The 25435-nt window shown below is 68.4% G+C and carries 15 protein-coding genes; 14 read left to right on the top strand and 1 reads right to left on the bottom strand.

Annotated elements, in window-relative coordinates; all coding sequences use genetic code 11:
- Positions 1-23 precede the first annotated feature (23 nt).
- The 6 genes from OXU32_13770 to OXU32_13745 all read left to right on the top strand — a co-directional run bounded on the left by OXU32_13770 (position 24) and on the right by OXU32_13745 (position 11070).
- Positions 24-1445, top strand: a complete 1422-nt coding sequence (locus OXU32_13770; protein MDE0075020.1) for a DUF1552 domain-containing protein — start codon at positions 24-26, stop codon at positions 1443-1445.
- A 71-nt stretch (positions 1446-1516) separates the two neighbouring features.
- Complete coding sequence (locus tag OXU32_13765; GenBank protein MDE0075019.1) at positions 1517-3292, top strand: ankyrin repeat domain-containing protein; 1776 nt, start codon at positions 1517-1519, stop codon at positions 3290-3292.
- A 43-nt stretch (positions 3293-3335) separates the two neighbouring features.
- Positions 3336-5357, top strand: a complete 2022-nt coding sequence (locus OXU32_13760) for a prolyl oligopeptidase family serine peptidase (GenBank protein MDE0075018.1) — start codon at positions 3336-3338, stop codon at positions 5355-5357.
- A 180-nt stretch (positions 5358-5537) separates the two neighbouring features.
- Positions 5538-8432, top strand: coding sequence for a TonB-dependent receptor (locus OXU32_13755; GenBank protein MDE0075017.1), 2895 nt, complete (start codon positions 5538-5540; stop codon positions 8430-8432).
- Between the two features lie 56 nt (positions 8433-8488).
- Positions 8489-9757: a RagB/SusD family nutrient uptake outer membrane protein gene (locus OXU32_13750; protein MDE0075016.1), complete on the top strand. Its 1269-nt coding sequence runs from the start codon at positions 8489-8491 to the stop codon at positions 9755-9757.
- 35 nt (positions 9758-9792) lie between these two features.
- Positions 9793-11070, top strand: coding sequence for a LeuA family protein (locus OXU32_13745; GenBank protein MDE0075015.1), 1278 nt, complete (start codon positions 9793-9795; stop codon positions 11068-11070).
- A 19-nt stretch (positions 11071-11089) separates the two neighbouring features.
- On the opposite strand, the gene OXU32_13740 is transcribed toward OXU32_13745, so the two are convergent.
- Positions 11090-11575, bottom strand: a complete 486-nt coding sequence (locus tag OXU32_13740; protein MDE0075014.1) for a hypothetical protein — start codon at positions 11573-11575, stop codon at positions 11090-11092.
- Between the two features lie 230 nt (positions 11576-11805).
- Between OXU32_13740 and OXU32_13735 the strand changes: the two genes are divergently transcribed.
- From OXU32_13735 to OXU32_13700, 8 genes are all read left to right on the top strand, one after another.
- Positions 11806-12198, top strand: coding sequence for a hypothetical protein (locus OXU32_13735; protein ID MDE0075013.1), 393 nt, complete (start codon positions 11806-11808; stop codon positions 12196-12198).
- Between the two features lie 122 nt (positions 12199-12320).
- Complete coding sequence (locus tag OXU32_13730) at positions 12321-13613, top strand: aminotransferase class V-fold PLP-dependent enzyme (GenBank protein MDE0075012.1); 1293 nt, start codon at positions 12321-12323, stop codon at positions 13611-13613.
- 35 nt (positions 13614-13648) lie between these two features.
- Positions 13649-15583, top strand: a complete 1935-nt coding sequence (locus OXU32_13725; GenBank protein MDE0075011.1) for an ABC-F family ATP-binding cassette domain-containing protein — start codon at positions 13649-13651, stop codon at positions 15581-15583.
- 156 nt (positions 15584-15739) lie between these two features.
- Positions 15740-18229, top strand: a complete 2490-nt coding sequence (locus OXU32_13720; protein MDE0075010.1) for a DUF1592 domain-containing protein — start codon at positions 15740-15742, stop codon at positions 18227-18229.
- Positions 18230-18253: 24 nt separating this feature from the next.
- Positions 18254-19672: a DUF1552 domain-containing protein gene (locus OXU32_13715; GenBank protein ID MDE0075009.1), complete on the top strand. Its 1419-nt coding sequence runs from the start codon at positions 18254-18256 to the stop codon at positions 19670-19672.
- A 51-nt stretch (positions 19673-19723) separates the two neighbouring features.
- Positions 19724-21484: an ankyrin repeat domain-containing protein gene (locus OXU32_13710; GenBank protein ID MDE0075008.1), complete on the top strand. Its 1761-nt coding sequence runs from the start codon at positions 19724-19726 to the stop codon at positions 21482-21484.
- 52 nt (positions 21485-21536) lie between these two features.
- Entirely contained in the window at positions 21537-22046 is a 510-nt protein-coding gene (locus OXU32_13705; GenBank protein MDE0075007.1) for a hypothetical protein, read from the top strand.
- 258 nt (positions 22047-22304) lie between these two features.
- Positions 22305-25373, top strand: a complete 3069-nt coding sequence (locus OXU32_13700) for a TonB-dependent receptor (protein MDE0075006.1) — start codon at positions 22305-22307, stop codon at positions 25371-25373.
- Positions 25374-25435: the final 62 nt, after the last annotated feature.

Here is a 25435-nt window from a genome sequence, read left to right as displayed (position 1 = left end):
CCCGTCACCGACAGGAGCACGACATGAAGTTCATCACCGGAACCCACATTCCGCGGCGGACCTTTCTCCGGGGCTCGGGGGTCGCGCTTGCGCTGCCTCTTCTGGACAGCATGATTCCCGCCGGCAGGCTCTGGGGCGATGTGGCCGCCGAAGTGCAGAAGCCGCGCCTCATCGCCATCGAGAACTCGCACGGAGCCGCGGGGAGCAACGAGTGGGGTGCGACCCAGCACCTGTGGGCTCCCGCGAAGCTCGGTCGCGGCTTCGATCTGAGCCCGAGCGCGCTCCAGCCGCTGGAGAGCTTCCAGGATCGCCTGACCATCATCAGCAACACCGATGTGCGGCAGGCGGAGGCCTTCGCCCCGAAGGAAATCGGCGCCGACCACTTCCGGTCCAGCGCCACCTTCCTAACCCAGGCGCATCCGCGGCGCACCGAGGGATCCGACGTTTACGTCGGCACCTCCATGGACCAGCTCTTCGCCCAGCGTTTCGGCCAGGAGACCGCGATTCCGTCCATGCAGCTCTGCATTGAGAACGTGGACCAGTCGGGCGGCTGCTCGTACGGGTACGCCTGCGCGTACACCGACTCCATCAGCTGGGCCTCTCCCACCGATCCGCTCCCCATGACCCGGGATCCGCGCGTGGCCTTCGACCAGCTCTTCGGAGCCGGAGGCACGCCCGAGGAGCGCGCGCGCCGGCGCCGCACCCAGGCGAGCATCCTCGACTGGGTCACCGAGGAGGTCGCGCGGCTGCGTGCCGCCCTCCCGCCCGAGGACCGGATCCGCATGGAGCACTACCTCGAGGACGTACGCGAACTGGAGCGGCGCATCGAGCGCACCGAGGCCCGCAACACCAGCGGGTTCGAGCGCGAGCTGCCCGAGGCCCCGGTGGGCGTGCCGGACTCCTACACCGAGCACGTGCAGATGATGTTCGACCTGCAGGCGCTCGCCTTCCAGACCGACATGACCCGGGTCTTCTCGCTCAAGATGAGCCGAGACGTGTCGTCGCGCGTCTTCCCGGAGAGCGGCTGTGAAGGGGGCTTCCATCCGCAGTCGCACGCAGCCGGCAACGAGGGCGTGCTGGGCTTCTATCAGATCAACAAGTACCACGTCGGCCTGCTCCCCTACCTGCTCGAGAAGCTCGACAATACGGCGGAAGTGGACGGCACGCTGCTCGACAACACGATGGTCGTGTACGGCTCGCCCATGGGCGACGGAAACCTGCACAACCACCGTCGCGTGCCCTTCATCGTGGTGGGCGGACAGGCCATGGGACTCGAGGGCGGGCTGCACGTCAAGGCTCCGGACGGCGCGCCGCTGGCCAACGCGATGCTCACGCTGCTCCACAGGCTGGGGCTGGACGACCTCGACAGCTTCGGCGACAGCACGGGTGAGATGCTGATGAGGCTTCCCGCCTCCTACGCCGACGACGTCAGCTCGAGTTCCTAGTCGCAGACCCGAGCATCCCCGCGGTGCCGACGGTCACGGAACGAAGAGTGCGCGCACATGAAGGAGGGCCGATGAAGGCCGCATGGAAGATCAACCTGGTGTGTCTGACGCTGCTGATCTCGGCAGCCGTGCCGCCGGACTCGCCGGTGGCCGACGCCGCCATGCGCGGCGACGCCGACGAGGTTCGCGAGCTGCTGCGCGCCGGGGCGGATGTGAACGCGGCCCAGGGCGACGGCATGACCGCGCTGCACTGGGCGGCCGAGAACGGCCAGCAGGAGTTGGCCGACGTGCTCGTGTTCGCGGGCGCGAACCTGGAGGCGGCCACCCGGCTGGGCGGCTTCACGCCCCTGATGGTGGCCAGCCGGGCGGGCCATGCCGGCATCGTGCGCCTGCTGGCGGATGCGGGCGCCAACCTCGAAGCGACCACCGAGACGGGCGAAACCGCGCTCCACTACGCCGCCTGGTCGGGCAACCCGGAGATCGCAGTGGCCCTGGTGGACAAGGGCGCCGATGTGAACGCGCAGGAATCCGCCAATGGGCAGACGCCGCTCATGTTCGCCGCCGCCTATGGCCGGACCGACATGGTGCGCTCGCTGCTCGGGGCGGGCGCGGATCCGTCGATCCAGACCAACGTCATCGACTACCCGGCCATGGCCCGGGAAGACCGCGTGCTCATCAGGCAGCGTGACGCCCGCCTCTCCGCGCTCTTCGGCGAGGACATCATCTCCGACACCCCCGTGGACGGAACCCGGCAGGACGACGACGAAGAAGAGGAAGACGAAGGCGAGGAGGAAGAAGAACGGCCGGCCGGGAGGGCCGCCGTCCGCGGGCAGACCCGGGCGCCGATGTCCTACGATCAGCTGGTGGGCAGGCAGGGCGGCAACACTGCGCTCCACTATGCAGCGCGCGAGGGCCAACACGACGTCGTCAAGACGCTGCTCGACGGCGGAGCCGACATCGACCAGGTCACCGGCGGCGACCTGAGTTCCGCGCTGCTCATGGCGACCCTGAACGGCCACTTCGATCTTTCCATGTGGCTGCTCGACCAGGGCGCCGACCCCAACCTGCAGAGCGACCCGGGCGCCACGCCCCTCTACGCCGCGGTCCACCTGCAGTGGGTCCCCAAGTCCTTCTATCCGCAGCCCACCGCGATCAAGCAGGAGAACACCACCTACCTGGAGCTCATGAAGGCTCTGCTCGACGCCGGCGCCGACCCCAACGTGCGCCTGAAGCGCCACCTCTGGTACACCTCCTTCAACCACAACGTCCTCGGAGTCGACACCTGGGGCGCTACCCCCTTCTGGCGCGCGGCCTACGGCACCGACGTGGACGCGATGCGGCTGCTGGTGGCCTATGGCGCCAACTACACCACCCCGACCTTCCGCCCGCCGGGGCGTCCCTCGACCGGCAACGGCCGCGACGACGGCGAGCCGAAGCCGGATCCCTCGGGACTGCCCGTGGTGCCGATCGGGGGCCCGGGCGTGCAGCCCATCCACGCGGCCTCCGGCGTCGGCTACGGCCTCGGGCTGGCGGGTAATGCCCATCGGCACGCCCCCAACGGGTGGCTCCCGTCGGTGCGCTACCTGGTCGAGGAGCTGGGCGCGAACGTGAACGCGCGTGACTACAACGGGTTCTCGCCGCTCCACAACGCCGCGGCCCGCGGGGACCGGGAACTCATCGAATACCTCGTGGAACGCGGGGCGGACGTCACCGTGCTCACCCGCAAGGGCGAGACCACCGCCGACATGGCGAACGGTCCGGTGCAGCGGGTCACCGTCTTCCCGGAGATTGTGGCGCTGCTGGAGCGGCTCGGCTCGAAGAACAACGACAACTGCGTGTCCTGCTGACGGCTCGGAGGCCTTTCAAGGGGGGCGATTGTCCAGAAGAACAATGAGGGTCTTCGCCGGCGCCGCGGCCATTCTGGTCGCGGCGCTGGTGGTTTGGGGTCCGACCCGCGCGACTTCGCCGCAGTTCCGTCCCGGGCTGCCGATCGAGGCGCTGGCCGAGACCGTGTGGATCGAGGAGTTCGACATCTCGCCCGACGGCGGCCTCCTCGTCTTCAAGTCGGCCGCCGAGGGGTCCTACGACCTCTGGACGGTGCCCACGGCGGGAGGCGAGCCCACCCGCATCACCGCGATGGCGGGCCGCGAGATGGCGCCGCGCTTCAGCCCCGACGGGCGCTGGATCGCCTTCGAGGCCGACTTCGGCGGAACCGACGTGCGCGACATCTACGTGGTGCCGGCCGGCGGCGGGGAGGCGAGACGCCTCACCGAGCACCCGCTCAACGACTCCGGCATCTCGTGGGCGCCCGACAGCCGCCGGATCTACTTCAACACCAGCATGTTCTGGGACAACTCGGTGGCGGCCGTGGATATCGAGACGGGCGAGATCGAGCGGGTGGGACCGGGGGGCAGCGGCCAGCTGTCCGCCGACGGCGCCATGTTCGCCTTCACCCGCAACACCCGTCCGCAAGACGATGCGCAGAGCAACCAGGACGTCTGGGTCATGCCGGCGACGGACGGGGACGCCCGCGCCCTCACCCCCAACACCTTCGACTGGCGCGACACCGAGCCGCGCTGGTCGCCCGACGGCACCCGCCTGGCCTTCATCTCCGACCGCAACGGCTTCAACAACCTGGGCGTGCTGGACGTGGCGACCGGCGAAGCCACCATGCTGCTCACCGAGGATATCGAGCACAGCGAGCCGCGCTGGTCGCCGGACGGCCGCTGGATCTCCTTCACCCGCAATCTCGACTACGACTACCACATCTTCCGCATCCCCGCCGAGGGCGGCGAGCCGGAGCAGCTCACCCACGCGACGGGGGTCAACGGAGGCTCGCGGGCGACCGGCCAGACGCGCGGCGGCCACCTCTGGCACCCGGACGGTGAGCACATCGTCCACACGCATTCGGGGCCTTCGCGGACCGGCGATCTCTGGATCCTCCCGGTCGATGGCGGGGCGCCGCGCCAAATCACCGACCACCAGCATCCCGCCGTCGGCGACCCCGACCTGTTCGTCGAGCCGGAGTTCATGGAGTACACCAGCTTCGACGGTCTCGAGGTCGCCGGACTCGTCTACAAGCCGAAGGGCGCCAGCGCCGGCGATCGCCTTCCGGGACTCTTCTTCTTCCGCGCCAACTCCAACGGACAGCATCCGAAGCAGTGGCATCCGTACGTCCAGTACTTCGTCAGCCGCGGCTACCTGGTCTTCGCGCCCAACTTCCGCGGCAGCACCGGGCGGGGAAAGGCGTACCGGCAGGCGGTGCACACCCACGGGGGCGACCACGACCTGCGCGACGCCTTCATCGGCATGGATCTGCTCGCCGGGCAGGGCTGGGTCGACCCCGGCCGGGTGGGCGCCTTCGGGGGTTCGACCGGCGGCTTCTACACCACCACCGCGGTCACCAAGGACCCCGGCCGCTTCCGCGCGGGCATCGTCTGGTACGGCTCGACCGACCTGGTCACCCTGTCGACCTACGGCGGCATGGAGGGCTGGAACCGCTTCCTGATCGGGCGCACGCCGATGGAGAACCCGCGCAACTACTACGAGCGCTCCATCATCTACCATGCCGACGAAATCGATGTCCCGCTGCTCTTCCTGTACGCACAGGGCGACGGAGCGGCCCGCTTCCAGCAGATCGAGCAGTACGGCATCCAGGCCGAGATCCACGGCAACTGGTACGACTGGGTCGTGTACGGCGCGGAGCCGCATGGCTGGTACCACTGGGGCCCTGCGAGCGTCAGGCAGTCGCTCCAGATCATGAGCGCGATGTTCGACACCTTCATCCTGGGTGACGAACACGATGTTCACGCGATGGCGCAGACCCAGCGCGAGGGCATCCGGATTCAGCGCAACCCGACCATCGAACTCTGGAACTCGCTGGTCAACGGCCAACCCCCGGGCGACGGTTGACCTCAGGCGTTACGAGCCGGGACGGGGCACAGTCGTTCCGCTTGATCCCCGCGCATCCGCAGCGTATTGTGGGCGTTGCTCCGCCCACGTGGTGAGGCAAACTCTTCTTTCGGGCTGACACACAGTCCATCTCTTGTTCGCAGCAGAGGAGGCCACATGGTGCATCCAAGGTCGGATCATATGAATCTGCACGCCGGCATCGCCCGGCTGAGGAGGGCGGCCCTGGCCGCTGCGGCGGTGATTCCGCTTGCGGTGGTCTTCGGGTTCGCGGCTCCCGCGACGCTCGAGGCCCAGGAAAACGGCCAGGTCATCGGCCAGGTGACCGACCAGGCCACCGGCCGTCCCCTGGTCCAGGTGCAGGTCTATCTGGCCGGCACCGGCTTCGGGACGCTGACCCGGGGCGACGGCCGCTTCCTGATCCTGAACGTGCCCGCGGGCAACTACACCCTGACCGCCGAACGCATCGGCATGCGCACGGCAACGGCGCAGATCACGGTCCAGGGGGGCCAGTCCACCACCGCCGACCTGGCGCTGGAGGAGGAGGCGCTCGGCCTGGACGAGATCGTGGTCACCGGCACCGCCGGGCAGGCGCGCCGCCGCGAGGTGGGGACCTCCGTCGCCCAGGTGGATGTCGCCACCCTGGCCGACCCGGTGCCCGCCGTCGACCAGCTGCTCTCCGCGCGCGCCCCTGGCGTGGTCGCCGTCCGGACGTCCGGAATGTCGGGCTCCGGCTCGCAGATCCGTCTGCGCGGCAACGTAAGCGTGGCGATGTCGAACCAGCCGCTCGTCTACGTGGACGGCGTACGCATCCGCAGTGACGGGCTCGCGCTGAACCACGCGGTGGGTCAGCACGTCGCCTTCGGCCCCAAGGACGTGATGGGGCCGCTGAACGACATCAACCCGAGCGACATCGAGCGCATCGAGATCGTCAAGGGCCCGGCCGCGACCGCTCTGTACGGCACGGAAGCGGCCGGCGGGGTTATCCAGATCTTCACCAAGCGCGGCTCCGGCGGCGACGCGCAGTGGAGCACGCAGGTCGACCAGGGCGTCAACTGGGTACAGGAGTTCGGCCCGCCCAACGCGCCGTACATGAGGCTCGATCCCTGGCTCCGCAACGGCCACCAGCAGCGCTACTCCCTCTCCGTGCGCGGCGGCACCGAGAGCATCTCGTACTACGTGTCGGGCAGCCTCGACGACAACGAGGGCATCCTTCCCAACGACCGCGACGAGAAGTACCTGGGACGCATCAACCTGGGCTTCCAGCCCCGGAGCGACCTCGACATCCAGGTCAATACGTCGATCACACGCCAGCACGTGGAGAACTCGCCCAGCGGGTCGAGCCCGTACAGCATTTCCCACAACGGGTACAAGCGGGCGCCCGCCCGCCAGGCCCACGCCACCTATGTGCGGACGTGGGAGGAGGATGTCATCTGGCGGCTGCTCGACTACGAAATCGACACCGACGTCGACCGCGTGGTGGCCGGCATCACCACGACCTACACGCCGATGCCGCGCTTCACCAACCGGCTCACCCTGGGGATGGACCGCCTTGCCAGCGACATGCGCAACATCCGGCCCTTCGGCTATGTCAACGACCCCACGGGTTCCGTCTCCGACCGCACCTGGACCGCCGAGCAGCTCACCGCCGACTACGTGGGCAGCTTCGACCTGCGCCTCACCGAGAGCTTCCGCACCAGCCTCTCCTGGGGCGGACAGTCGATCGTGGCCCGCGACACCGATCTGGGGGCGAGCACCAACACGCTCCCCGGACCCGGCGAGCACACCGTCACCAGCGGCGCATCCTATCAGGCCCGGGAGGCCCGCTCGCGCGTCGTCAACGCGGGCATCTTCGGCCAGACCCTGCTCGACTTCAGCGACCGTTACTTCCTGACCCTGGCGCTGCGCATCGACGGCAACAGCGCCTTCGGCGAAGACTTCGGCCTCCAGCCCTACCCGCGCGCCACCTTCTCGTGGGTGATGTCGGACGAGGGGTTCTGGCCGCAAGACCTTGGCGAGATGAAGGTCCGGGTCGCCTGGGGACACGCGGGACGCGCCCCCGGGGCCTTCGACGCCGTGCGGACCTGGCAGCCGATCCCCTGGCTCGGCCAGACCTCCTTCAACCCGCTGAACGTGGGCAACAAGGATCTGGGACCCGAGCGCACCATCGAACTCGAGGCCGGCATCGACGGCGTCTTCATGGACGAGCGCCTGAGGATCGGGTTCACCTACTACGATCAGGAGACCCAGGACGCGCTCATTCCGGTGCAGCTGGTCCCGAGCCTCGGCTTCACGGGCTCGCAGCTGCGCAACGTTGGCGTGTTGTCGAACAGGGGCATCGAACTCGACGTGAACGGCACGGTGCTGCAGAGCCGTGCGCTCAGCTGGGACCTGGGGGTCACGCTCTACACCAACAAGAGCGAGGCTGTGGATCTCGGCGGCAACGCCGGCTTCCGCGTGAGCGGAGGTGGATGGCTCGAGGAGGGACACCCGGTTCCCGCCGTTCGCTACGACCGGCTGACGAACCCCGACCAGATCGGGGAGCCCGTCGTGGAACGGAACCACATCTTCGGCCCGAACCAGCCGACGATGACCATCACGCCCAACACCTCCATCGCCCTCGGCGGCGGCATCACGGTCTCGGCGCGCGGCGAGTACCTGGCCGGGCACTACATCTTCGACCGCCAGAGCACCACCTCGGCCCAGCGCGGCCAGGTCAGTCCGCTTTGCGACGACGCCGTGCCCGCCCTCCAGGCCGGACAGCGCGGTCAGCTGACGGCTTTCGACATCTACGCCTGCAGCGGCGAATTCAGCGCACACCTCGTTTATCCCAACGACTTCTTCCGCATCCGCGACCTGACCGTGTCGGCGCCTGTGCCGTTCACCGTCCCGGGAACCACCAACGCCACCCTGACCCTCTCCGTGCAGAATTTCTGGACGTGGAAGAACGAAGACTTCCTCGCCATGGATCCGGAGATGGCCGGCAACAACGGGATGGAGTCGGGAATCACGCGCGCGATCTGGGAGCATCCTCCGCCGCCCGCGAGCTTCATCGCCTCGCTCAGGATGGGCTTCTGATGCGGCGGGCGAACGAGGGGAGAGCCGACAGCGAAAACAGGAAGGAGTCGTTGACGATGCGCATACAGCGAACCACTGCATACAGGCGCCGGATCGCGCCTCTGGTGGCCGTGGCCGCCCTGGCCGCCACCGGGTGCGATCTGGAAGTGACCAACCCCGGCCCCGTTCAGGACGAGTTCCTGAACGACGAACAGGCGTTCCCGTCGGTGCTCCAGGGCGTTCGGCGCGCGAACGCGCTCGCGTACACGCGGCTGGCCTACGACTCGGGGCTGACGAGCTTCGAAGGAACGCCGGGAGGGCTGGTCGACTCGGAGTTCTACAACGGGAAGCTCACCTCCGAGAATGTGGACGATCACTGGGAGCGGGCCCAGCAGGCCCGCTGGATGGCGGAGGACGGCGTGCGCCGGCTGGAAGAGGCTCTGGGCGGCGAGTTCGGTTCGAACCAGATCGCCGGCAGGCTTCTGGTGCTGGCCGGCTTCGCCAACCGGACCCTGGGCCACAACATGTGCATCGCCGTGTTCGATGGAGGTCCGGAGCAGCCCTACACCGACTTTCTGACGCGCGCGGAGGAGTTCTTCACCGAGGCGATCGGCGTCGGCAACGCCTCCGGAGCCTCCGACATCGCGCTCGCCGCCCAGGCCGGGCGGGCCGACGTGCGCATGTGGCTCGGAGACTGGAGCGGCGCCCGGAGCGACGCCACCGGCATCCCCGAGGACTTCGTCTTCCAGTTGCACCACTACGATCTGGACGACTTCCCGGATCCCAACGAGGTCTACTTCCGCGGGGCGTCGGACCCCTGGCGGGAGTACACCATCTGGGGCACCTTCGCCGAGAGCTACTACACCGAGACCGGCGACCCGCGCATGGGGTGGTATGAGATCGCGGACGCCGTCACCATGGTGTACAACCTCCCCTTCTACGTGCAGCTCAAGTTCACGAGCAAGACCGCGCCGCACACCCTCGCGTCGGGACGGGAGATGATCCTGATTCAGGCGGAGGAGATCCTGGCCAACAACCCGGGGAACTTCCAGGCGGCGATGGACCTCATCAACCAGGTTCGGACCAGCGTAGTGAGCGATCACACCGGGGAGGCCCTGCCGCCCGCGACCGCCTCCAACGCGACCGAGGCGTGGACCGCGCTCAAGCAGGAGCGCCGCGTCGAGCTGTGGTTCGACAACCGCCGTTTCGCCGACCTGCGCCGCTGGGGCCTTCAGTCAAGTCCCGGCGCAACGCCCATGGAGGACATGTCGGGGCGCAGCAACTGCTTCCCCGTGGGGGTCAGCGAGATCGACACCAACTCGAACCCTCTGAATCGGGTGAGCTGACTGAAGCCCGGGCGGGGGGCCCGCCGGGAGGTTTTGTGCGAACAGGTACGGTCGACGCCGGGCAGGACGTCATCTTCGACTGGAACCAGTTGTACAAGCGGGCTCCCCTCGCACCGGGCCGCTTCGACCTGGTGGACGAAACCCTGAGGGACGGTCTCCAGTCCCCTTCGGTAACCGATCCCACCATCGAGCAGAAGATCGAGCTCATCCACCTAATGGAAGACCTCGGCATCCGGATGGCGGATGTCGGGCTTCCCGGGGCAGGCAAGCGGGCGCGGGACGATGTCCGGGCCCTGGTAGAAGAGATCCGCGACAGCGGCATGAAGCTCAAGCCGATGTGCGCCGCCCGCACCATGGTGCGCGACGTGGAGCCGGTAGCCGACATTGCCCAGCGGACCGGCGTGCCGATGGAGGTCTACACCTTCATCGGCTCGAGTCCCATCCGCCTCTACGTCGAATCCTGGAGCGTCGACACGCTTCTGCGGCGCATCGACGAGACCGTGACCTTCGCCATGCGCGAAGGCCTCGAGGTGTGTCTGGTCACGGAGGACACCACGCGCTCGCGGCCGGACGTGCTGGATCCCATCTTTCGCGCCGCCGTCCGCCTGGGGGTGCGTCGCCTGTGTCTCTGCGACACCGTGGGACACGTCACCCCGGACGGCATGAAGAACCTGTTCGACTGGACTCACTCGCTCATCCGTGGCCTGGGCGAGCCGGTCGAACTGGACTGGCACGGCCACAACGACCGCGGCCTGGGGGTCACCAACGCCATCCTGGCCATCGAATACGGCGCCACCCGGGCCCATGGGACGGGTCTGGGCGTGGGCGAGCGGGTCGGAAACGCCTCCATCGACCAGATGCTGCTGAACCTCAAGCTGCTGGGCGAGTGGGACCACGACCTGTCGAAGCTCGGCCGCTACTGCCAGGCGGTGTCACGCTATTGCCGGGTGGACATCCACCCGAGCTACCCCATGGCTGGCCGCGACGCCTTCCGCACGGGCACAGGGGTGCACGCAGCGGCGATCATCAAGGCGCTGAAGCGAGGCGACCGCAACCTCGCCGACCGGGTGTACTCCGGCGTCCCGGCCAACTGGTTCGGGCGCGACCAGGAAATCGAGATCGGCCACATGAGCGGACTGTCGAACGTCAGCTACTGGCTGGCCTCGCGCCGCATTCCCGTCGACGACGAACTGTGTTCCGCGATTCTGGCGCGCGCGAAGGCGTCCAATCGCGTCCTGACCGACGAAGAGGTCATGGATATCGTGCGGGAGCACCGCGGCGATCCGGTGGAGGAGGCGATCGCGGAGGGTTAGAGAGCGGCCGTGTCGGCGATCACCCACCCAGTCGGAGCGACCACCCCGTCATGAATTCCGTGATGGGTCCGCCCGAGGTCCCCGCAGGTTCGCCCTCGATCGACAGGAGCAGCCCCACACCGAGCGCCGCGCCGACGGCCACCGAGACCCAGGTGCGGGTCCGGTCCAGCTCCCTGCGGGCGATGGCCTCGATGTCGGATACCGGGAGTGCAATCGGATCCGTCGTCACCGATCCCAGCTCCGGGAGCAGGTTGAGACGCCCGGCGTCCATGTCGACCACGGTGCCTTCGACCTGCGTTCTCCTCTCCAGTTGCGCCGGGAGGCGGTCGACGGCCTGCTCGAACACGCGCAGCCGCACCGCTTCTCCCGGCGCCACGGCCTCCACCCCCACCTGGGTATAGGTGTAGCAGCCGGCCGCGAGCGGCAGCGCGAACGCGAGCAACACCCGCAGTCCGCACTGAAGGCTCCGGCATCGGAAGGGCTGGACCGGGTTGCCGGGCTTCATGGGCGAACACCTCGGGCGAGGGCTGCGGGGCGAAACGGGAGACAGCGCGCCTCCCAAGGTAATAGCGTGGTCGGGAGAAGTAACGTTGGATGTCGGAGCACCGGATCCGGACGGGCAACGCTTCGTGGCCAGCGGCTGTCCAAGAAACTGCACGACCGTGTACCGATCCGGGCAATCCCGACTGCGGGGCGCCCGACCAACATCACGCCCCAAAAGGAGCTGATCCCACGATGTCCCGATTGATCGCCCTTGCCTTCGCCCTCACACTGGCGTCCGTTCCCGCTACCAGGGCTTCGGCTCAGACTTCCTCCGACTTCTCGGCCGTCCTGGGCGCCTGGGAGATGACGCTCGAGACCCCGCGCGGCAGCGTGACCCAGACGCTGACCTTCGCCGCAGACGGCGACGCGCTCACGGGCTCGGCCACGGCCCGCAACGGGAGCACTCAACTTCAGAATGTCGCTTTCGAGGATGGCCGGATCACCTTCCAGGTCACGCGCACACTGCGGAATCGCGAGGTCACGCAGAGCTACAGCGCGACCATTCAGGGTGATCAGATGACGGGCACGGTCTCGGGCGCCCGCGGCGGAGATCGGGAATTCACCGCGGTGCGTTCCACCACCTGACCGCGTCCGGGCGCGCGCGACCGCCCATTTCGCGTTAGCATCCCCCACTGCATTGCTCCGCCGCCGCCTGGCTGGCGGTAAGGGGCGAGCGCAACCGGGATCCACCAACGCGGGAGGAAACCATGGCCGGGCTGTCGCGACGCGCGTTCGTGGGGACGGGGGCCGCCGGCGCGGCCGGGGCCTGGCTGACGGCGTGTGGGCAGAGTACGCCGCAGACCGATGACGGCACCCTTCCGGCCCCACCGGACGACGCCCCCCTCGCCCGCCCGGACGGGGTCGACGACCCCGCGTGGGCGCATGTACGGGCCGCCTTCGACCTTGAAGCAGGCACCGCCTACATGAACAACGCCGGCCTGGGCATGCCTCCCGGGAGCGTCGCGCGAGCGGTCGCCGACGGCTACCAGGCGGTCTCGCGCGAACCCCGGAGGGCCACAGGCGAACTCCGCGAACTCGTCGCCGGCCGGGTCCGTCCCGGGCTCGCGGCCTTCCTGGGCGCCGACGAGGGCGAGCTTTCCCTGACCCGCAACGCCACCGAGGCGCTTCACCTCAGCGCCGCCGGCTTCGACCTGCACCCGGGCGACGAAGTCGTCTTCACCACCCAGGAGCACCCGGCTGGCCGCCGCCCCTGGCAGCTGCGGGCCGCCCGGGACGGCATCGTGACCCGGGAGGTGTTCATCCCCAGCCCGCTTTCCGGCGCGGCCGAGGTGGTTGAGGCCTTCGAGGCCGCGCTCACTCCCCGCACGCGCGTGATCGCCTTCTGCCATGTCACGCGCGGCGGCCACCTCTATCCGGTCCGCAGGCTTGCGGCGCTAGCGCGCGAACGCGGGATCTTCTCGCACGTGGACGGCGCGCAAGCGGTGGGCATGTTCCCGGTCGACCTTCACGACATGGGGTGCGACACCTATTCGGCCAGCCTGCACAAGTGGTTCCTGGGCCCCATGGGTACCGGTTTTCTCTACGTGCGCGCGGGCGCGAGAGAGCACATCCGCTCCGCCTTCGCATACGACGCCACGCCCGAGAACCCCGCCTTCGAGCCTCCCGGCACCAACGATCTGCCCGTTCGCGCCGCCCTGGCCGCCTCCCTCGCGTTCATGGAACAGGTGGGCATCGACGGCGTCGCAGCCCGCACGCGCTTCCTCTCCGACTACCTGAAGGAGCGCCTCGCCGACCTGCCGGGGGTTCGCCTCGTCAGCGGTGCAAACCCCGAGACCAGCGGGCCCGCATCGACCATCTTCGAGATCGAGGGCGTCGACGCCGTCGCCTCGGTGCCGGTCGTCGCCGAGCGCGCCTCCATCCACATCGACGAGCACCGCCGCGACGGCCACGAGGCCATCCGGGTTTCCACGCACGTGTACAACACCACCGCGGAGATCGACCGCCTCATCGAAGCGCTCGCAGACCTGCGGCCGGCGTAGCAGCCCACCTTGCTCAGGACGCATCCGTCCCGGCCGTGATCTCCACCACCGGCCTCGCCAAGTCCTTCGGCGATCGAACGCTCTTCAGCAATGTCGCGCTGCGCCTCCAGCCCGGCGAGCGCTACGGGCTCGTGGGCGCCAACGGATCGGGGAAAACCACCCTTCTCAATATCCTGAGCGGCGATGTGGAACCATCCGAGGGCGCGGTCTCCATCCCGCGCGGACTCCGCCTCGGGGTGCTTCGCCAGGACCAGTTCGCCTACGAGGAAGAAGAAATCCTCCGCGTCGCGATGCGCGGGAACCCGGTGCTCTGGGAAGCCCTGGCGGCCCGCGAGGCGCTGCTCGCGCACGTTCAGGCGGGCGGGGAATTCGACGCGGACCGCTTCTCACGCCTCGAGGAGGTCGTCGAGCGCTACGACGGCTATACCGCGGAAGCCAGGGCCGCCGCCATCCTCGAGGGACTGGGCCTTCCCGCCGCCTGCCACCGCGATCCGCTCTCCACGCTCTCCGGGGGATTCAGGCTGCGCGTACTCCTCGCCCAGGTGCTCGCCGGCGCCCCCGACGCGCTCCTGCTCGACGAGCCCACCAACCACCTCGACATCCTCTCCATCCGCTGGCTGGAGAAGTTCATGCGCGACTTCAAGGGTCCGCTGGTGGTCATCTCCCACGATCACCGCTTCCTCGACAACATCGTCACCCACATCCTGGACGTCGACTACGAGACCGTCCTCGCGTATCCCGGGAACTACAGCGCTTTCCGGAAGAGCAAGCGGGCCGAACACGAACGGCGCGAGAAGGAGATCGTGCGCCGCGACCGGGAGATCGCACACCACCAGAAGTTCGTGGACCGCTTCCGCGCGAAGGCCAGCAAGGCCCGCCAGGCGCAGAGCAAGCTGAGGCTCATCGAGAAGAAGGCCGCGTCGCTCGAGACGCTCCCCGGCAGCTCCCGCCGCTATCCTGCGTTCCGGTTCGAGCCGGTCCGGGCCAGCGGACGCGAGGTCTTCGAAGCCAGAGGACTGCGCAAGTCCTTCGGCGATAACCAGGTTCTCCACGGCGTCGACTTCGGCGTCCGCCGCGGCGATCGCCTGGCCATCCTCGGCCCCAACGGCATCGGCAAATCCACCCTGCTCAAGATCGCGCTCGGCGAAATGCCAGCCGACGCCGGATCGGTGCGCTGGGGATACGAGACCCACGTCGGCTACTTCGCCCAGGACCACGAGGAACAACTCGACGAACCCGGACGCACGGCCCAGGACTGGATATGGGACGCCTGCGCGGGCCGCGACATCGGCTACGTCCGCGCGCAGATGGGTCTTGTGCTCTTCAGCGGAGACGAAGCCGCCAAGCCCCTCTCGGCGCTGTCGGGAGGAGAAGCCGCCCGCCTGGTGTTCTGCCGCCTCGCCATCCAGCAGCCCAACGTGCTCGTCCTCGACGAACCCACCAACCACCTCGACCTGGAGTCCATCGAGGCACTGGTGGAAGCCCTGAAGGGATTCGCCGGCACGCTTGTCTTCGTCTCCCACGACCGCTGGTTCGTCAGCCGGCTTGCGACCCGCATCCTCGAGATCACGCCGGGCGGCGTGCGGGACTACCCCGGCACCTACGACGAGTACGTCCACGCCAGCGGGGACGATCACCTGGATGTCGACACGGTGGTGCTGAAGGCGCGGCGGGAGAAGCGAAAAGACCGGGGAGCAGCCGCACCGCCTCCCTGGAGGCACCCCTCGAGCAAACCCCGCGCGCCCGACCCGGCCACCGAAGCCAGGCGCGACCGCGCGTTCGCCCGTCTCGAAGCCATCGAATCCCGGCTTGCCGAAATCGATGCAACCTTTGCCGACACGGCCTTCTACCAGGACTCCGACCCGGCGGGAATCCGGGAACTTCAGGCCGAGCGCGAACGGCTCGCCACGCAGGCCGAGCGCCTCACGGAGGAGTGGATGGCCCTCGAGGAGGAAATGGAAACGCGCTAATGGCGAAGCCCGGGGTTTCGCTGTAGAATCAAGGCTGCGGGGTTGTCTCCGCCCGGGTTGGCGTGTGTCCCGCAGGTACGGGCCTGCGGGCGGAAGACTTCGAGCATATCCGCACCCGCCACGGGCGGGGTCAGTCAGAGAAGCGGGGACGAGCGCATGAAAGCAATTGCATCGATGGCGATCGTGGCGGGCATCGGGTTGGCGGCTGCCGGCACCGGCGATTTCGGGAACGCCACCTCGACGTTCCAGCCCGGCGACGCGGAGTACGGGGTCGCCCGGATGTTGGCGGACGATGCGTCCGGTGCCGCCGATCTGCCCGACGCCACCCTCACCGCAGTCGTTCAGCGCTACTGCCAGGTCTGCCACAACGACGCGCTGCTAACCGGCAACCTGTCGCTGGCCGGCTTCGACATCGACGACCTGGCCGCGCGCGCCGTGACCGTGGAGAAGATGATCCTCAAGCTGCGCGCCGGGATGATGCCCCCGCCGGGGATGCCCCGCCCCGTCGGCGACACTCTCGAGCTCCTGGTCAGCACGCTCGAGGATCGAATGGACGCCGCGATCGCGGCCAACCCCAATCCCGGCGCCCGTTCCTTCCAGCGCCTGAACCGCGCGGAATACGAGCGCTCGGTCAAGGACCTCCTCGATCTCGACATCGACGCGGGCGAATACCTTCCGCTCGACACCAAGAGCGCGAACTTCGACAATATCGCCGACGCCCAGATGCTCTCGCCCACCCTGCTGGAGGCCTACCTGAACGGGGCCAGCGGCATCGCGCGGCTTGCCCTGGGCGATGCGGCCGCCACCGCGAGCGAGACCCAGTACCAGGTCTCCCGCTGGGCCTCTCAGACCGAGCGGGTGGAGGGTGCCCCCTACGGTACCCGCGGCGGCATCAGCGTCGAGCACAACTTCCCCGCCGACGGCGAGTACGTCTTCCGGGTCTCGTTCCACCACGAAACCACCGGAACCCTGGTCGGCAACGGGCGCAACGCGCTGCACACGGACGAATTTCCCGAGCAACTCGAGATCTCCGTCGACGGCGAGCGGGTGGCGGTCCTCGAACTCGACCGCTGGATGCACGTCTCCGACCCCAACGGCGTCGAGATGCGCACCGACCCGGTGTTCGTGCGTTCCGGCAACCACCGCGTGACCGCCGCCTTCCTGAAGTACGCGGAAGGCCCGGTCCAGGACCTGATCTCCCCGCACGACTGGTCACTCGCGAGCACGGCCATCGCCGGCACGTACGGCCTGCTGGCGCTGCCGCATCTGCGCGACCTGGTCATCGGCGGCCCCTTCAACCCCACCGGGGTGTCGGAGACCGCCAGCCGCCGGGCCATCTTCACCTGCCGGCCCACGGAGCCCTCGGAGGAGACCGCCTGCGCGACCGAGATCATCTCCCGGCTTGGGCAGAAGGCGTTCCGCCGGCCGTTGGTCGACGAGGACATGACCGCCCTGATGGCGTTCTTCCGCACCGGCGCCGAGGAGGGCGGTTTCGAGGCGGGCATCGGTACCGCGCTCGAAGCCATCCTCGCGAGCCCGCATTTCGTCTTCCGCTTCGAGGAGCCGCCTTCGAGCACGCGCGCCGACGGAGGCTACCGGATCCGCGACATCGACCTCGCCGCGCGCCTGTCGTTCTTCCTGTGGGGCACCGCGCCCGACGACGAGCTGATGGAGGAGGCGGTGGCAGGCCGGCTGTCGGATCCGGCGGTACTCGACGCCCAGGTGACGCGCATGCTGGCCGACCCGCGCGCCGAGGCGCTGGGAACGCGCTTCGCCGCCCAGTGGCTGCGCCTTCAGGACCTGGAGAAGATCAACCCCAACGTTCGCCTGCAGCCCGATTTCTACCAGCAGCTGCGCGAGTCGATGTACCGCGAGACCGAACTGTTCTTCTACAACCTGGTTCGGGAGGACCGCAGCGTCTTCGATCTGTACAACGCGGACTACACCTTCGTGGACGAGCGGCTGGCACGGCACTACGGCATCCCGGATGTGGCAGGCGATCATTTCCGCCGGATCGAGTACCCGGACGAAAACCGGCGCGGGCTGTTCGGCCACGGCAGCATTCTGACCCTCACCTCGCACGCCGGGCGCACCTCGCCGGTGCTACGGGGCAAATGGGTCATGGAGGTGCTGCTCGGCACGCCGCCGCCCCCTCCGCCGCCGGGCGTGCCCGACCTTGAGGAAACCGAGGAATCGGCGGATGGGCGAATGCTGACCACCCGCGAGCGCATGGCGATGCATGCCGCCAACCCGGTGTGCAACGCCTGTCACCAGTTCATGGACCCCATCGGACTTGCTCTCGACAACTTCGGGGTCTCCGGGAAGTGGCGCATTCGCGAGAACGGCATGCCCCTCGACACCCGGGGAACGTTCTACGACACGACGCCCGTCTCGAGTCCGGCGGAGCTGCGGGAGGCACTGCTCAAGCGCCCCGAACCCCTGATCCGCACCTTCACCGCCAACCTCATGGCCTACGCGCTGGGACGACGGGTCGAGTACTACGATCAGCCGCGCATTCGGGCCATCGTACGCGAAGCCGAGCAACAGGATTACCGCATCTCGGCGTTCATCCGGGGCGTCATCGAAAGCGATGCCTTCCAGATGAGCGGACCCGAGCCCGCGGTCGCGGAAAGCCAAGGAAGCTGACAAGCCATTTCAGTGGAGACATCGATGCACTTCATCACCGGAAAGCACATCCCCCGGCGCACCTTCCTGCGGGGCGTGGGCGCCACCGTCGCGCTGCCCATGCTCGACGCCATGATCCCGGCGGGCCGCACCTGGTCGCGGGCGGCACGCAACGACGATCCCACCCGGCTCATTGCCATCGAGATCGTCCACGGGTCGGCCGGCGCCAACGAGTGGGGCGCCACCCAGAACCTCTGGTCTCCCGCCGCGACGGGGAGCGACTTCGATCTGGGCCCCAGTTCGCTCGCCCCGCTGGAGCGCTATCGCGACTACCTGACGATCTTCAGCAACACCGACGTCGCGAACGCCGAGGCCTACCAGCCCAAGGAGATCGGCGGCGACCACTTCCGGTCGAGCGCCGTCTTCCTCACGCAGGCGCACCCCAAGCAGACCGAGGCCTCCGACGTCTACGTCGGCACCTCGCTCGACCAGTTGCACGCCCGGCGCTTCGGGCAGGAGACGCCGATCCCGTCCATGCAGCTCTGCATCGAGAACGTGGATCAGGCCGGCGGGTGTGCGTACGGCTACGCCTGCGTCTACACCGACACCATCAGTTGGGCCTCCCCCACCGAGCCGCTGCCGATGATCCGCGATCCGCGCATCGCGTTCGACCAGCTCTTCGGCGCAGGCGGAACCGCGGAGGAGCGCGCCGCCCGGCGCCGCACCAGCCGCAGCATCCTCGACTGGATCGCCCGCGACGTGGCCAGGTTGAAGCAGGATCTCCGGCCCTCGGACCGGCAGCGCATCGACCAGTACCTGGAGAACGTGCGCGAGATCGAACGCCGCATCGAGCGCATCGAGGCGCACAACACCAGCGGAGAGCCGCGGGAGCTCCCCGAAGCCCCCGCCGGGGTCCCGGACTCCTTCACCGAGCACGTCGAGACGATGTTCGACCTGCAGGCGCTGGCCTTCGCCTCCGACATGACGCGCGTCTTCTCCTTCAAGCTGGGAAGGGACGCCTCTTCGCGGGTCTATCCCGAGAGCGGCACCGACAAGCCCTTCCATCCGGCGTCGCACCACGGCGGAAACCCGCAGGGGGTGCTCGACTTCGCCACGATCAACAAGTACCACGTGAGCATGCTGCCCTACCTCATGGACCGCCTGCGCGAGAACATGGAGGGCGACACGCACCTGCTCGACAAGACCATGATCGTCTACGGCTCGCCCATGGCCGACGGGAACCTGCACAACCACCGCAGATGCCCGCTGATCACCCTGGGCGGGTCCAACGGCAAGGTCCAGGGCAACCTGCATCTCAAGGCTCCCGACGGTACGCCCATGGCCAACGTCATGCTGAGCCTGCTGCACGCCCTCGGCCACGACGACGTGACCAGCTTCGGCGACAGCACCAGCGCGTTCCCTCTGGGGATGCCGGGCGTGCTGGCCGCACAAAGCAGCTCTTGAAGTCACAGAACATTTCCTGAGAACGAGCGCATTCCGATGGAGAGGAAGGCGATGATACAGCTTCCGCGCACGATTGCCACGCTGCTTCTGACCCTCGTGGTCCTGGCCGCCGCGCCGCCGCCGGACTCCCCGGTCGCGGACGCCGCCATGCGCGGCGACCTGGATGCGGTGCGCTCGCTGATCAACCAGGGTGCCGACGTCAACGGTGCCCAGGGCGATGGCATGACCGCGCTGCACTGGGCGGCCGAGAACGGCAGCGCCGCCACCGCCGAACTGCTGCTCAGCGCCGGAGCGAACCTGTCCGCGGTCACCCGGCTGGGCGGCTACACCCCCCTGCACCTGGCGGCCAAGGCCGGAAGCGCGGAAGTCGTGCGTGCGTTTCTCGAGGCGGGATCGAACCCGCGCGCCGCCACCACCACCGGAGGCGCCACCGCGCTGCACTTCGCCGCCGCCGCCGGCAGCGGTGAAGCCGTAGAGACGCTGATCGACCACGGCGCAGATCCGAACGCGACGGAATCCGCTTGGGGGCAGACGCCCCTCATGTTCGCGGCGGCGACCGACCGCGCCGGAGCCATCCACGCCCTCATCGACGGCGGGGCGGATCCCTCCATGACCGCCCGCGTGATCGACATCGCGGCGCGTGACGGAGAAGACCGCGAGGCGCAGCGACGCCGCGACGAGCGGGTGGAGGCGCTACAGCAGCTGCAGGGCGGGACCGGCGGCGGGCGCCCTGCCCAGGCCCAGCCCGAGCCCACGGTCAGCACCCTCCTGAACCCGGACGAGCCCCCGCCATCGCTGGCGCGCGACCTTGACCGGACGGTGCCCCAGCCGCTCTCCCACGCGGACCTGGTCGGCCACTACGGCGGGCTCACCGCGCTGCTGATGGCCGTGCGCGACGGCCGGCGTGCCGCCGCCGAGGCGCTCCTCGACCGGGGTGCCGACATCGACCGGGTGAGCGCCGGAGACGGTACCAGCCCGCTCCTCATGGCCACGCTGAACGGGCACTTCGACCTTGCCCGGGTCCTTTTCGAGCGCGGCGCCGACATCACCCTGGCGAGCGACGCCGGGGCGACCCCCCTGTACGGGGTCCTCAACACCCAGTGGATCCCCAAGTCACGGCATCCGCAGCCGACCGACTACACCCAGCAGGAGACCACCTACCTGGATTTGATGGAAGCCTTCCTGGAGGGTGGCGCCGACCCCAACGTGCGCCTCCACAAGACCCTGTGGTACACGGAGTTCGGGCGCAGCTTCCTGAGCGTCGACCGCATGGGCGCGACGCCCTTCTGGAGAGCGGCATTCGCTCTTGACGTCACGGCGATGAAGCTGCTGGTGGCGCACGGGGCCGACCCCCACATCCCCACGGTGAACGCCCCGAGGCGCTTCCGCCGCGGCGGCCGTGCCGACATGTCCGGGCTGCCCCCCGTCCCGATCGGCGGACCAGGTTCCTGGCCCATCCACGCGGCGTCGGGCATCACCTACGGCGAAGGCTTCGCCGCCAACGTCCACCGCCACGTACCCGAGGCGTGGGTTCCCGCGGTGCGCTACCTGGTCGAGGAGCTGGGCGCCGACGTAAACGCCCGCGACCGCAACGGCTACACCGCCGTGCACCACGCCGCCGCCCGGGGAGACAACGAGCTGATCCTCTACCTGGTCAGCCAGGGCGCCGACGTCACCGCCGTGAGCCGGAGCGGCCAGACCACCGCCGACATGGCGAACGGTCCGGTACAGCGCATCCTGCCCTTCCCGAGCACGGTCGAACTGCTCGAGTCGCTCGGATCCCACAACAACAACAACTGCGTCGCCTGCTGACCCGGGAGCCCTGCTCAGGGTTCTCCCGCGGATTCCAGGAGGGAGAAAACGAATGACTGCAACCACGTGTGTACTGCGCCGGTGCGGCAATCTCGCGGCCATGTCGGTGCTTCTCCTCGCCGTCGGAGGGTGCTTTTCCTACTCGACGGTGCCGCTGGAGACGATTGCCCCCGACCAGCAGGCGCGCTTTGTCCTCGACCAGGAAGCCTTCGGACGAGTGATGAACCAGGCCGCCATGGAGGGATTTCCGGTCCAGATGATGAACCTGTCCGGCAACCGCATCAGCGGCCGGGTGGCAGAGATCTCCGCCGGAACCCTGACCATCCAGCTCCGGGGCGCCGGGGCGTCGGTGCTGACCACCCGGATCGATACCCGCGCGATTCAGGAGGCGGCGGTCAGGGAGTTCGACCGCAACAACACCATCATCACCGTCGCTGCGGGCGTGGGCGCGTTCGCACTCATGATCCGGGGCGGCGTGATTCCGGCCGGCACGACGGACAACCCGGACATAGACCCGGAGAACATGATCGGCCTGCGGCTTTTTTCGATCGCCGTCCCGTAGGTAGCCGACTGCCGAGCCATTGCGTCCAGGCTCCGAAAAGGTTCAGGCGTAACCCGGGGCTGACGGTCTTCAGCGAATCGACAACAGGGGGCCCCTTGCGCGTCACGCGAAGGGCGTCCATTCTGATCGGGTTGCACCCGGAGGCCGGGCAGGGCTGTGTGTACCTTACGCGCACTGGCTCAGGTGGCGGTCGTTCCGGGAGGGGGCGGAGGGGACTTTAAACGGTGGCGGGAAGCCACCCCAGAGAAGGAGAGTGTTATGCGAGTCATCAGGCTACTAACCCTTACTCTGCTGCTGGGGGCCACATCGTGGTCGTTCGCGGAGGCACAGGTGCCCGCGAACGGCGATGTGAGCGCCCAGGCGGTGGACCGGGCCGCCAGGTCTCTCGGCAACGCCCTGGGAATCCGCACCCTGGAGGCGACCCCCATTGTGGGCTCCCTCACCGGACTGGTGACGGACGCCGGCTCCGGCCGTCCGCTTTCCGCCGCCCAGGTGTTCATCGATGGCACCGGGCTCGGCGGGCTCACCAACGCGTCGGGGCGGTATCTCATCATCAACGTGCCGGCGGGCACCCACACCCTGCGTGTCGAGCTGATCGGCTACACCAGCGCGGCGCAGGAGGTCACGGTCGCCGACGACCAGGCGACGACCGCCGACTTCGGGCTGAACGAAGAGGTCATCGACTTCGACGAGATCGTCGTCACCGGGACCGCGGGCCAGGCCAGGCGGCGCGAGGTCGGCAACGCGATCGAGCAGGTCAACATCGCCGAGGTCGCCGAGCCCGTGACCGACGTCGGCCAGCTCCTGCAGGCCCGCGTCTCCGGCGCGCGCATCCAGTTCAGCTCCGGCAACTCCGGTTCGGGCGCCGACATCCGCCTGCGCGGCAACGTGAGCGTCGCCCTCAGCAACCAGCCCCTCATCTACATCGACGGGATGCGCGCCAAGAGCGAGCCGACCTCGAGCCAGAACGGGGCCGAGGATCCCTACAGCCCGCTCAACGACCTGAACCCCGACGACATCGACCGCATCGAGGTCATCAAGGGGCCCGCGGCCACCACGCTGTACGGCACCGAGGCGGCGGCCGGCGTGATCCAGATCTTCACCAAGCAGGGCGGCCAGGGCGCCCCGCAGTGGACCGCAGAGGTGCAGCAGGGCTACTCCTACTTCCGTCCCTTCGGGACCGATGAGGTGCCCTACCTGTGGCTCGACCAGGTCTTCCGGAACGGGCACCGCCAGCGCTACTCCATGCAGGTCCGGGGCGGCACCGGCGACATCGGCTACTTCGTGTCCGCGGCGTGGAGCGACAACATCGGCGCGGTGGAGACCGATTCCGAGAACAGGCTGAATCTCCGTGCCAACACCACCTTCCGGCCGCACGAGGACGTGCTCATCCAGTTCAACAACACGCTGGCGCGCACGAACCTGCAGCAGGCGCAGATGGGCAACTCGGTGACGTCGATCATGATGTCCGCCATCCGCGGCCCCCGGAACTACATGGCCGGGCGCCGCGACCAGGAGACGCTCCGCCTCCTGCTCTCGGAGGACTACAACAACCAGATCACCCGCGCGGTCACCGGCCTGACGGTCAACTACACCCCGGGCACCGACTTCACGCACCGCCTCACCCTCGGGTACGACTTCTCCCAGGACGACCACTTCAACGATCAGCAGCACTGCTGGCTCTGCCCCATCGGCATCATGAGCGACTTCTCCGACTACATTCAGGGCGGAGAGCAGCGGCGCGGCATGTCGCAGAACACGGTGGTGAGCTTCGACTACGTCGGCAGCTGGGGCTTCAACCTCGCCGACAACATCCGCAACACGCTCTCGTTCGGCGCCCAGGGCGTCGAGAACGAGATCGAGAACACCGAGAACGTGGTGCGCCACTACCCCGGTCCGGGCGACTTCACGCTGTCGATCGGCGCCACGCGTCAGAGCATCAGCCAGAACCGGCTGCGCATCGTCACGGGCGGCTTCTTCGCCCAGAACCAGTTCGGCATCGACGACAAGTACTTCCTGACCGTCGGCGCCCGCGTGGACGGCAACAGCGCCTTCGGTGAGGAGGTCGGCTTCGCACTCCTCGGCGACGACTTCCGCTTCGACGTCTACCCGAAGGTCAGCGCCTCCTACGTCATCTCGGACGAGCCATTCTGGCCCGAGACGTTCGGCCAGGTGAAGCTCCGCGGCGCCTACGGCCTCGCCGGCCGCGCTCCCGGCGCATTCGACAAGGTGCGCACCTGGAGCGCGATCGGTTACGGCACAGGTGGCGAGCAGGCCTACTGGCCGTCCCGCCCGGGCAACGACGCGCTGGGCCCCGAGCGCACCACCGAGTACGAGTTCGGCATGGACGGCGCCTGGCTGGACGGCCGCTTCAGCGCCGAGGTCACCTACTATCGCCAGAGAACCTCGGATGCCCTGTTCTTCGTCACCTCGCCCGACAGCGAGGGGAACTGGGCCTCCCAGCTCACCAACGTGGGCGAGCTGGAGAACAAGGGCTACGAACTCATGACCAACACCACGGTGCTGGACATGCGCTCGTTCCGCTGGGATCTCGGCCTCGGCATCGCCACCAACTTCAGCAAGACGCTCGACCTCGGTGGCTCCGCCCCGTTCGGCGTCGGCGAGTACGGCTGGGTGATCGAGGGCGAGCCGGTGCCCGTGATCAACGCCTACCGGGTCATGAACCACAACGACCTGGCCGATCCCGTCTTCTCCGACGGACGCGCCGTCTACGGTCCCGCCAACCCGCCCTACATGTGGACGGGGAGCACGTCCTTCGACCTGCCTGGCGGGATCAGCCTCTCCGCTCGCGGCGAGTACCTGCACGGCGGCTGGATCTCCAACTACTTCGAGGCCGGCGCCACCGGGCGCACCATCGCCCACCCCAAGTGCTACGACGCCTACCGCAAGGTGGACTCCGGCTGGGTCCAGGGCGAGCTCGGATCCAACCCGGGACCCCCGTGGCCCGGCACCCGCCCGGCGGACATGTACGCCTGGGAAGTTGCCCAGTGCTTCGGCATGCGGCGATATGACTACGCCAACTCCGAGTCCGACTACGCCGAACTCCGCGACGTGACGCTGTCGATTCCGATCTCGAGCCTGCTTCCCAGCCTGACCACCTGGGCCAGCCGCGCCGACCTGACCATCTCGGGCCGCAACGTGGCCTTCTGGACCCACAAGAACCTGATTACGGGCCATCCGGAGCAGAACGAGAACAGCATCAGCGCCGGCTCCAGGGGCGAGTTCCGGCACGACCTGGTGAAGGGCATCGACGAGACGCTGCCGCCGGCTTCCTACTTCACCGTTTCGCTGCGGGCGGTCTTCTGATAATCCGCGCCTGAGAGAGCCCGGTTCTCCCGGCTCGAGGGTCGGGGAATCGGATTCTCCTG

The organism is Gammaproteobacteria bacterium, from assembly GCA_028819075.1.
In the GTDB taxonomy this organism is placed as follows: Bacteria; Gemmatimonadota; Gemmatimonadetes; order Longimicrobiales; family Gaopeijiaceae; genus BD2-11.
Note: the sequence above shows the minus strand (reverse complement) of the source record. Positions and strands in the feature narration are given on the sequence as shown.